This is a genomic window from Rhizobium sp. BR 315, assembly GCF_050577975.1.
GTDB classification, from domain to species: domain Bacteria; phylum Pseudomonadota; class Alphaproteobacteria; order Rhizobiales; family Rhizobiaceae; genus Rhizobium; species Rhizobium miluonense.
Window position 1 is genome coordinate 19,078 of the sequence record NZ_JARWKZ010000062.1, and the last position, 9,728, is coordinate 28,805.

Genomic DNA, 9,728 nt, shown 5'->3' on the forward strand with positions numbered 1-9,728 from the left:
CCGATCAGGCTGCAGCTCCGATGATGTCGGCATAGCCGTTGGCTTCGAGCTCATGCGCCAGCGTCTTGTCGCCGGACTTGATCACCTGGCCCTTGTAGAGGACGTGAACGGTGTCCGGAACGATATAGTCGAGCAGGCGCTGGTAGTGGGTGATGACGATCACGGCGCGATCCGGAGAGCGCAGCGCATTGACGCCATCGGCAACGATCTTCAGCGCATCGATGTCGAGGCCGGAGTCGGTTTCGTCAAGCACGCAAAGCTGCGGCTCCAGCAGCGCCATCTGCAGGATTTCGGCGCGCTTCTTCTCGCCGCCGGAGAAGCCGACGTTGAGCGGGCGCTTCAACATCTCCATGTTGATCTGCAGTTTGCCGGCAGCATCCTTGACGCGGCGGATGAAATCCGGGGTCGTCAGTTCGTCTTCGCCGCGTGCCTTGCGCTGCTCGTTCAGGGCCACCTTCAGGAACTGCATTGTCGCAACGCCTGGGATTTCGACCGGATACTGGAAGGCCAGGAAGATACCCTTGGCGGCGCGCTCGGCTGCGTCGAGTTCCAAGATGCTCTCGCCGTTATAGAGAATGTCACCCTCGGTCACTTCATAGTCGTCACGGCCGGCGAGAATGTAGGACAGCGTCGACTTGCCGGAGCCATTCGGGCCCATGATGGCGGCAACTTCGCCCGCCTTCACGGTCAGGTTCAGGCCACGGATGATCTCGGTGCCGTCTTCGGCGATACGGGCATGCAGGTTCTTGATTTCAAGCATTGTATAATCCTAACGAAGGAATGGACGTGCGGCGCGCCTGGCGCGCCAAAACTAATTCTCTATGCGAGCGTCAGCCGACGCTGCCCTCGAGCGAGATGCTGATCAGCTTCTGCGCTTCAACGGCAAATTCCATCGGCAATTCCTGCAGGACTTCCTTGACGAAGCCGTTGACGATCAGCGCGATCGCCGCTTCGGTCGGGATACCACGCTGCAGGCAGTAGAACAGCTGGTCCTCGGAGATCTTTGACGTCGTGGCTTCATGCTCGAACTGCGCCGTCGAATTCTTGGCTTCGATGTAAGGCACGGTATGCGCGCCGCACTTGTCGCCGATGAGCAGCGAATCGCACTGTGTGAAGTTGCGCGCGTTCGACGCCTTGCGGTGAGCCGAGACCTGGCCGCGATAGGTGTTCTGCGAGACGCCGGCGGCGATGCCCTTCGATACGATGCGGCTCGACGTGTTCTTGCCCAGATGGATCATCTTGGTGCCGCTGTCGATCTGCTGGTGGCCGTTGGAAACGGCGATCGAATAGAATTCGCCGCGGCTATCGTCGCCGCGCAGAATGCAGGACGGGTATTTCCAGGTAATTGCCGAGCCGGTTTCAACCTGAGTCCAGGAAATTTTCGAACGGTCGCCGCGGCAATCGCCGCGCTTGGTGACAAAATTGAAGATGCCGCCCTTGCCGTCCTTGTCGCCCGGATACCAGTTCTGGACGGTGGAATACTTGATTTCGGCGTCATCCAAAGCGACGAGCTCGACGACGGCAGCGTGCAGCTGGTTTTCGTCACGCTGCGGCGCGGTGCAGCCTTCGAGATAGGAGACATAGGCTCCCTCTTCGGCGATGATCAGCGTGCGTTCGAACTGGCCCGTGTTCTTCTCGTTGATACGGAAGTAGGTCGACAGTTCCATCGGGCAACGAACGCCCTTCGGCACGAAGACGAACGAGCCATCGGTGAAGACGGCCGAATTCAGTGTGGCGTAATAGTTATCGGAGGTCGGGACGACCGAGCCGAGATATTTGCGCACGAGTTCGGGATGTTCGCGGATCGCTTCCGAGATCGACATGAAGATCACGCCGGCCTTCTTCAGCTCTTCCTTGAAGGTGGTGACCACCGAGACGGAATCGAACACCGCATCCACGGCGATCCGCGGCTTTTCGACGCCGGCCAGCAGCTCCTGCTCGCGCAAGGGAATGCCGAGCTTCTCATAGACCTTCAGCAGCTCCGGATCGACCTCGTCCAACGATTTCGGCCCTGGCGTGCTCTTCGGCGCGGCATAGTAATAGATGTCGTTGAAATCGATCTTCGGATAATCGACGCGGGCCCAGGTGGGCTCTTGCAAAGTCAGCCAGCGGCGATAAGCCTCCAGACGCCATTCCAGCATCCAGTCGGGCTCCTGCTTCTTGGCGGAAATGAAGCGAATAATATCCTCCGACAGGCCCTTGGGAGCCTTGTCGACTTCGATGGTGGTTTCAAAACCATATTTATACTGGTCCACATCGATCAGACGGACCTGATCGATCGTCTCTTGGACGGCAGCCATGTCGTTCTCCAATCTCGCCGGATCCAAGGTCCGGCAGCTTGTCAACGTTACAGCAGACTTATGTCTGCCCTCTATGTAGTCGGCCAAAAGGGACTTTTCACCCCGCTTGGCAAGCGGAAATTTCCATTTCCGCAAATTTGTGGCCCTCAGGCCGCGGCACCCGCCAGCTTGCGGCGACCGGCGATGCGGGCGAAAGCCGCAACGGCGCGATCTATATCCGGCTCGCTCGTGGTGGCGCCCAGCGAAATGCGAAGCGCTCCGAGCTTCGGATCGCATCCCATCGCCATGAGCACATGGCTCTCGCCGACTTTGCCGGAGGAGCAGGCGGACCCGGCCGAGATAGCAACGCCTTCAAGATCGAAAGCGATCTGTCCGGTCTCGGATTTCAATCCGGGCAAGGTGAAGAAACTGGTGTTCGGCACGCGGGCGCCGCCCTTGCCATGAATGATGACATCAGGCGCGGCAAGCCGCATACCGTCTTCCAGCCGATCGCGCAGCGCCGCAATCCCGGCATTGCGATCATCAAGGTCCGCGAGGGCGGCTCCTGCTGCGGCGCCGAAGCCAATAATGGCCAGGGTGTTTTCCGTGCCGGAACGATGGCCCTTTTCCTGGCCGCCGCCATGAACCAGCGGCTTCGGCATCAGCACCTCGCCGCGCGACACAAGCGCTCCAGCTCCCTTGGGGCCTCCAAGCTTATGCGAGGATACGATGAGGAAATCCGCACCGATCGCGTCGATATCGAGTGGCACCCGGCCGGCAGCTTGAACCGCATCGACGACGAACAGGCCGCCCACGGCATGAACGATCTTCGCCGCCTCGGCGACAGGCTGCAGAATGCCAGTCTCGTTGTTGGCGAGCATGATCGCAACCATCGGCAATCCGGCTGCCTTGTCATGAGCGGACAGCATCGCTTCCAGAGCGGCGAGATCGACCACGCCGTCCGATGTCACCGGTATCTCGCTGATTCCGTCCTTCGCAAACCGGCCGCCTTCGCGCACGGCCGGATGCTCGATTGCCGATATATACAGATGGCTGACGGCAAGCGGTGTCCGACCCATGCGAAACTCAGGCGTCAATACCATGTTGGCGGCCTCGGTGGCGCCGCTGGTAAAAACGACGTGAGCCGGTTCTGCGCCCGTCAGGCTCGCAATCTGCCGGCGCGCGGCCTCGACGGCAGCGCGAGCCGCCCTACCTTCCGCATGAACAGAATTCGGGTTGCCGTGGATATCCATCGCACGTAGCATCGCATCCCGCGCAGCCGGGTGAAGTGGCGCGGTGGCATTCCAGTCGAGATAAAGGCGCATTGCCGCCATGATCTTCTTCCTGCCTAAACGTTGCTTTTCTGCGCCTGGCTCATTTTCCTTGAAATTTCAGCCGGGCATGCCTTATGACACGTTCCACAAAGCGTTGAACGAACAACGCGAGAAACACAGCATCAAGTTTCGAATTGTTCTAAACTGCGTTCTAGAAAAGTTGAGCGCATTCGTCAAGTCAACTTGCTGCGTGCCGTTGGGTTTGAACGCAGAAAAAGAAGAGCCGGAGTATCGATGCCCGAAGTTATTTTCAACGGCCCCGCAGGCCGCCTTGAAGGCCGCTATCAGCCCTCTAAGGAAAAAAGCGCCCCGATCGCGATCATTCTTCATCCGCACCCGCAATTTGGTGGCACGATGAACAATCAGGTGGTCTACCAGCTCTTCTATATGTTCCAAAAGCGCGGCTTCACCACGCTTCGCTTCAATTTCCGCGGCATCGGCCGCAGCCAGGGCGAATTCGATCACGGCGCCGGCGAACTTTCCGATGCAGCATCGGCGCTCGACTGGGTCCAGAGCCTTCATCCCGATTCCAAAAGCTGCTGGGTTGCCGGCTATTCCTTCGGTGCTTGGATCGGCATGCAGCTCCTGATGCGCCGCCCCGAGATCGAAGGTTTCATGTCGATCGCGCCACAGCCGAATATCTACGACTTCTCCTTCCTCGCCCCCTGCCCGTCGTCCGGCCTGATCATCAACGGCGACGCGGATAAGGTCGCTCCGGAAAAGGACGTCAACGGCCTAGTCGAAAAGCTGAAGACCCAGAAGGGCATCCTGATCACCCACAAGGTCGTGCCGGGCGCCAACCACTTCTTCAACGGTCAGGTCGATACGCTCCTTGGCGAATGCGAGGACTACCTCGATCGTCGCCTGAACGGCGAATTGGTGCCAGAACCGGCCGCCAAGCGCATCCGCTAACGCATGTCGCGCAAAACTGTGCAGCTGTTTTGCGATAGCTGCACGCGCAAAATTAAAGACCTAGAGCGCAAGAAGCGAATCTGAAAGATCGCGACGCGCTTTAGGGAAAACGGCCCTTATCGGGCCATTCTAAACGTTGGACATGAAATCCCGTCGATGGTCATCGGCGGGTGATCCTGCATACCGATCTTTCGCAAAACTCGTTGCGATGCAGAATTTTCCGGGTGTGTGAAAGCGATGAACTGCTTGGCAAAGCCACGCGCAAAGAACCATTGCGCAAGCGCACTGGCAATTTCCGTCGCATAGCCGTTGCCCCAGGCGTCCTGCCGAATCGAATAGCCAAGCTCGAAGTCGCCCCGACCACTCTCCTGAAAACGCGAAAAGCCCGCACGGCCGATAAAGCGGCCGTCGTCACGCCGCAGCATCTTGTATTTGGTCGTGCCGTCGCGAGCCTGCTCCCTAAACCAGCTCCCGAGCCGCTCCTCGGCCTTCTCCAAAGTCCACGGGGCCGCGCCGGAGAGATAGCGCGTCGTGGCGATCGTCGAATGCAGTTGCCGAATCAGCTCGGCATCGCCCTTGTTCCACATCGTCAAAACGAACCTTGGGGTTTCGAGGATGACGGTGTCGCTCATCTGCCTGCCCTGTTTTCGCGGTGGTTTTGCAGCCTGCCATAACGTGCACGACCGCCTCGACTAGAAACTGTCCGATCAGTGCTAAACGCACGGCATGGTTTCAACAAGGCGATCAAGCGACAATTCTGAATCCGAAGGCCCGCCGAAGCGGGCCTTCAAAGCATTGTCAGGCATCACCGCTCAAGGACATGCAGGCAGGCCCGGAGCACCGCATGTCTTCTTTGCCGGAGGCTTCTGCGGCGCAGGCGGAGGCGCCTTCACCTGCGGCTGCGCGATCTTCGGCTGAGGCTGGGGTTGCGCAATCTTCGGCTGCGGCTGCGGCTGCGGTCTGGGTTGAGCCTGCACTTTCGGAGCGGGCGGCACGGGCCTCGGCTGAGACGCGACCGGGTTGACTTGCCGCGGCGGTGCGGTCACGACGCGAGGCTGGTTGCTGACCGGCGGCCGAGCGTTGTTGACCACATTGGGCTTCACTGGAGGCTTGGCGACAACGGCGGGCGCTGCCGGCTTCATCGCCTGAACATGAGCATTGGGTTTTGGCGCGGCGACAACAGCATTCGGCTTCGCGCTCGGAGCCGCCTGGGGTGGCGGGGTCTTGGCAATCTGATTTTGACCCTTCACGGCAGGCGTCTTGCCGGCCGGCGGCAAGGGCTGCCCCTTGGCACCGGGAAGCGCAAGTGTGTTGGCATTCGTGCCCGGTTGGGCAGGTTGGGTGGCAACGGCCGGGTTATGCGTGGCATTCGGCGCTGTCTGAGGCTGTTGGGCCTGCTTCGTCGGCGCCGCACCCGGAACCTTCGGCAGATTGCCGGTTGCCGGCAGGGGCTGGCCGTTGGCGCCGGGAAGTGCGTGCGCGTTGGTATTCGTGCCCGGCTGGGCAGGCTGAGTGGCGATGGCCGGATTACGCGTAGCGTTTGGAGCCGCCTGTGGCTGCTGAGCCTGATTCGTCGGAGCTACGCCCGGAGTGGCCGGTGCCTTACCGGTCGCCGGCAGGGGCTGGCCATTGGCACCCGGAAGCGCGTGTACGGCGTTCCCTGTCTGCGGCTGTGCTTGCGGCTGGGCCGAAGGTGCAACCGCCGGAGCGGCTCCAGTCGGGGTTTTGATCACCGCGGCCGGATTCTGCTGTTGTTGAACGGCAGCTTTCTTCTGCACTGAGGGCGGCAAGGCAACATGCAGTGCCGCAGCACCCGCGCCGGCAAGGACGGCAGCGCCGGCGATCTTCTGTCCGGTCGTCAATCCCGGAGCTGCCGGTGCCGCTCCATTCTCGGTAGTAGTCGTCGTGTTGTTGTTTACGACCGTATTGTTCACGACCGTATTGTGGATGTTGTTGAAGATGACATTGTTTTCCGGCGGCGCGACATCGCGTGGCGGCTCGACCCATTCAGGCACCGGAACGTAGACCGGCTCCGGCAACACGTAGAGATCGACCGAAGGCTCCGGCGGCACCAGCACCACGAAATCCGGCGGCTGCGGTGCCAGGAAGACGACGGGCGGCGGCGGTGCATAACCGAAGTCGGCATCATCGAAATATAGGATGGGACGGTCGATATAGACGATTTCCGGCGGCGGCGGCGGCGGCACGTCATACTCGATCACGGTAAACGACTGCGGCGGCTCGAGCGCTGCCTCGAAATGCTCGAGACGACGACGGGCATCCCACACATGGGGACCGCGCGGATAACGTCTCAGGTAGGACCAATAGGCCTCCGGCGTATCGGCACGCCAGGTCTGACGCCAGGTGATCGCCTCGCGACGTGCGGCGATGATGGCGCGCACGCGCTTTGCCATGGCGTCGTGCGGATAAGCAGCCAGGAAATCCTCGTAGCCCTGCATCGTGTCGCGATCGAGCGCAGCGAAATAGGCATCCCGCTCGTCGAAATCGCGGATCGCCTTTGTCCGGATCGCAGCGTTGTTATAGCTGGAAACCTGAGCGGCTGGCGCATCGGGGCCGCGATCGAAGAAGGTGAAGGCATTCTTGAACTTGGAGGCATCCCAGGAAATCTGCGCGCCCTTGGTCAGATCGCTGACCCGCAACCGTGTGCGATCGAACACATCGTCAAGCGGCAGACCGCCGACGCGGATCATCTCCGCCAATGCATGTGCATAGGAACCGTACGGACCGGCCTCCTGCGGCGCAACCGTACCGGGCGCCGCATTGAAGGCGATCAGCTGATTGGCGTCTGGATCGACAAGCGCAAGACCGCCGGCGAGTGGCTGATTGGACTGCACGAACGGATTGGCTCTCGCCGCATCGAGCACGACGATGCTGCCGCGATTGTTGAGCGATGCCAGCGACTTGGTGAAATCGGTAATCCTCAGCGCCTCAACGGGAACATCCGTGGCATTGGCCATCTGAGCATCCACGGGCACGAAATAATTATCGCCCTGATACTGCACCCCGTAGCCCGCCATATAGACGAACACGACGGTATTGGGGCCTGACGCATTCGCTTTCGTCAGAAAGTCCCTCATCGCGTCGCGCAACCCGTTCTGATCGAGGTCGCGAGCGCCGATCACGTCGAAACCGGCTGCTTGCAGCGTTTGCGCGATCAGGCCGGCATCATTGGCCGGGGTCGGCAAGGCGCCCGCCTTATAGGCGGCGTTGCCCACGACAAACGCTATTCTCTTTTCAGGGGAACCTTGCGCCTGGGCGGGGCTCACGGCAGCAATGCTGCCTATAACCAACATCAGGGCGAAGAATGCACAGATCGTCTTTTTGAACGACAATCCCATCATCGAAAGCAAAGCTGACATACCGGTTTCTTTCACGAAATATGCGCTGCACGCGGGACGAACAACAAAATATTAGGATTCGATTCGGGCGAATACGCGGCATATTCCGGGCGGCTTCGGGGTCGTGTCACGATCCGTTCACATTGGGAGGCGTTGTTTTACAAACCCAGCCCGGTTCACGGCGCCGCCGAAACTTGATGTCGGACCCACCAAAATGGTGACGCGCCGACAAATCGATGCTAAACGCGCCCGGCGACATTCAACAACAGCGACTTCGCCGCATCCTCTGTCGACGCGGCTTCGAGAGACCAAGATCATGGCTGAGTTCAAATCCGATTTCCTGCGCACCCTGCAAGAGCGTGGCTTCATTCATCAGATTTCCGATGAAGCTGGCCTCGACGACCTTTTCGCCAAGGAAACCGTGACGGCCTATATCGGCTTCGATCCGACGGCGTCGAGCTTGCATGCCGGCTCGCTGATCCAGATCATGATGCTGCACTGGATGCAGGCAACGGGCCACCGCGCCATCTCGCTGATGGGCGGCGGCACCGGCATGGTCGGCGACCCCTCCTTCAAGGACGAAGCCCGCCAGCTGATGACCATCGATACGATCGAAAGCAACATCGCTTCGATCAAGCGCTGCTTCTCGAACTACCTCACCTATGGCGACGGCCCCAAGGACGCGTTGATGATCAACAACGCCGAGTGGCTGCGCTCGCTCAACTACCTGGAATTCCTGCGCGATGTCGGCCGTCATTTCTCGGTCAACCGCATGCTGTCCTTCGATAGTGTCAAGACGAGACTTGACCGCGAGCAGTCGCTGTCGTTCCTCGAATTCAACTACATGATCCTCCAGGCCTACGATTTCGTTGAGCTGGCGAAGCGCTACGATTGCCGCCTGCAGATGGGCGGTTCGGACCAGTGGGGCAATATCGTCAACGGCATCGATCTCGGTCACCGCATGGGGACGAAGCAGCTCTTCGCCTTGACCTCACCGCTGCTGACGACGGCGTCGGGCGCAAAGATGGGCAAGTCTGCCACCGGCGCGGTCTGGCTGAATGCCGACCTGCTCTCTGCCTACGATTTCTGGCAGTACTGGCGCAACACGGAAGATGCTGACGTTTCCCGCTTCCTGAAGCTCTATACGACGCTGCCGATGGACGAGATCGCCCGCCTCTCCGCGCTTGCCGGTTCGGAGATCAACGAGGTCAAGAAGATCCTCGCAACCGAGGTCACCGCAATTCTGCACGGCCGCGCAGCAGCCGAGCAGGCAGCCGAGACCGCGCGCAAGACATTCGAGGAAGGCGGCTTGTCTGAAAACCTGCCGACCGTCGATGTCCCCGCCTCAGAGCTGGACGCCGGTATCGGGCTCCTGTCGCTCATCGTTCGCGCCGGTCTTGCCGGTTCGAACGGCGAAGCTCGCCGTCACGTTCAGGGCGGCGCAGTGCGTGTCAACGACGAGGCTGTCAGCGACGAACGCAGAATCATCGGCGGCGGCGAAATCACCGCCGATGGCATTATCAAGCTGTCGCTCGGCAAGAAGAAGCACATCCTGATCCGTCCGGCCGCTTGAGCGGCCTAACTGCCTGAGAACGAAGTCATGACCTCCACCAGAGGTGGAGGTTTGAAACGCTGCGCTTGAACCGCTAGAAGCGGTTTTGTTAGCGCTTAGTAGCTACGATTGAAGAGGTCGGCAAAGTCGGAAGCTTTGTCGGCCTTTTCCTGATTACGGATATACCGTCTGACGACCTGCTCGTCATAGCCAGCCGTCGATACGAAGTACCCGCGCGCCCAAAAGTGATAACCCTTGTAGCGGCGCTTGCGCGCATATTTGTTGGCAACGT

The 9,728-nt window shown here is 60.2% G+C and carries 8 protein-coding genes; 2 read left to right on the forward strand and 6 right to left on the reverse strand.

Translation table 11 applies throughout. The annotated features are described in order from the left end of the window. Positions 1 to 4: 4 nt before the first annotated feature. The 3 genes from sufC to QD409_RS31230 form a co-directional block, all read right to left on the reverse strand. Complete coding sequence (gene sufC, locus QD409_RS31220; protein WP_092854888.1) at positions 5 to 760, reverse strand: Fe-S cluster assembly ATPase SufC; 756 nt, start codon at positions 758 to 760, stop codon at positions 5 to 7. A gap of 70 nt (positions 761 to 830) precedes the next feature. Beyond that, the gene (gene sufB, locus QD409_RS31225; protein WP_092854886.1) at positions 831 to 2,300 is read right to left on the reverse strand and encodes a Fe-S cluster assembly protein SufB; all 1,470 of its coding nucleotides are present in this window, start codon (positions 2,298 to 2,300) and stop codon (positions 831 to 833) included. A gap of 146 nt (positions 2,301 to 2,446) precedes the next feature. After that, positions 2,447 to 3,613: a cysteine desulfurase family protein gene (locus tag QD409_RS31230; protein WP_430764607.1), complete on the reverse strand. Its 1,167-nt coding sequence runs from the start codon at positions 3,611 to 3,613 to the stop codon at positions 2,447 to 2,449. Positions 3,614 to 3,847: 234 nt separating this feature from the next. Here QD409_RS31230 and QD409_RS31235 point away from each other — a divergent pair, with 234 nt between their 5' ends. Beyond that, positions 3,848 to 4,525 carry an alpha/beta hydrolase gene (locus QD409_RS31235; protein WP_092854882.1) on the forward strand — a complete coding sequence of 226 codons (678 nt, stop codon included), beginning with the start codon at positions 3,848 to 3,850 and terminating at the stop codon, positions 4,523 to 4,525. 116 nt (positions 4,526 to 4,641) lie between these two features. On the opposite strand, the gene QD409_RS31240 is transcribed toward QD409_RS31235, so the two are convergent. Together QD409_RS31240 and QD409_RS31245 are read right to left on the reverse strand one after the other, a co-directional pair. Continuing rightward, positions 4,642 to 5,157 (reverse strand): GNAT family N-acetyltransferase, encoded by a 516-nt coding sequence (locus QD409_RS31240; protein ID WP_092854880.1) that lies wholly within the window; start codon positions 5,155 to 5,157, stop codon positions 4,642 to 4,644. A 180-nt stretch (positions 5,158 to 5,337) separates the two neighbouring features. Continuing rightward, a complete protein-coding gene (locus QD409_RS31245) occupies positions 5,338 to 7,905 on the reverse strand; it encodes a caspase family protein (protein ID WP_430764608.1) in 2,568 nt (855 codons plus the stop codon). A 295-nt stretch (positions 7,906 to 8,200) separates the two neighbouring features. Between QD409_RS31245 and tyrS the strand changes: the two genes are divergently transcribed. Then, a complete protein-coding gene (gene tyrS / locus QD409_RS31250) occupies positions 8,201 to 9,457 on the forward strand; it encodes a tyrosine--tRNA ligase (RefSeq protein WP_430764609.1) in 1,257 nt (418 codons plus the stop codon). A 95-nt stretch (positions 9,458 to 9,552) separates the two neighbouring features. Here the strand turns inward: tyrS and QD409_RS31255 are convergent. Next, positions 9,553 to 9,728: transposase (locus tag QD409_RS31255; RefSeq protein ID WP_430764610.1), on the reverse strand; the 176-nt coding region annotated here is incomplete at its 5' end.

What these genes read in the sequence shown, in the direction of transcription:
- sufC (WP_092854888.1), bottom strand. Translation starts at nt 760, where the DNA reads ATGCTTGAAATCAAGAACCTGCATGCCCGTATCGCCGAAGACGGCACC.
- sufB (WP_092854886.1), bottom strand. Translation starts at nt 2,300, where the DNA reads ATGGCTGCCGTCCAAGAGACGATCGATCAGGTCCGTCTGATCGATGTG.
- QD409_RS31230 (WP_430764607.1), bottom strand. Translation starts at nt 3,613, where the DNA reads ATGGCGGCAATGCGCCTTTATCTCGACTGGAATGCCACCGCGCCACTT.
- QD409_RS31235 (WP_092854882.1), top strand. Translation starts at nt 3,848, where the DNA reads ATGCCCGAAGTTATTTTCAACGGCCCCGCAGGCCGCCTTGAAGGCCGC.
- QD409_RS31240 (WP_092854880.1), bottom strand. Translation starts at nt 5,157, where the DNA reads ATGAGCGACACCGTCATCCTCGAAACCCCAAGGTTCGTTTTGACGATG.
- QD409_RS31245 (WP_430764608.1), bottom strand. Translation starts at nt 7,905, where the DNA reads ATGTCAGCTTTGCTTTCGATGATGGGATTGTCGTTCAAAAAGACGATC.
- tyrS (WP_430764609.1), top strand. Translation starts at nt 8,201, where the DNA reads ATGGCTGAGTTCAAATCCGATTTCCTGCGCACCCTGCAAGAGCGTGGC.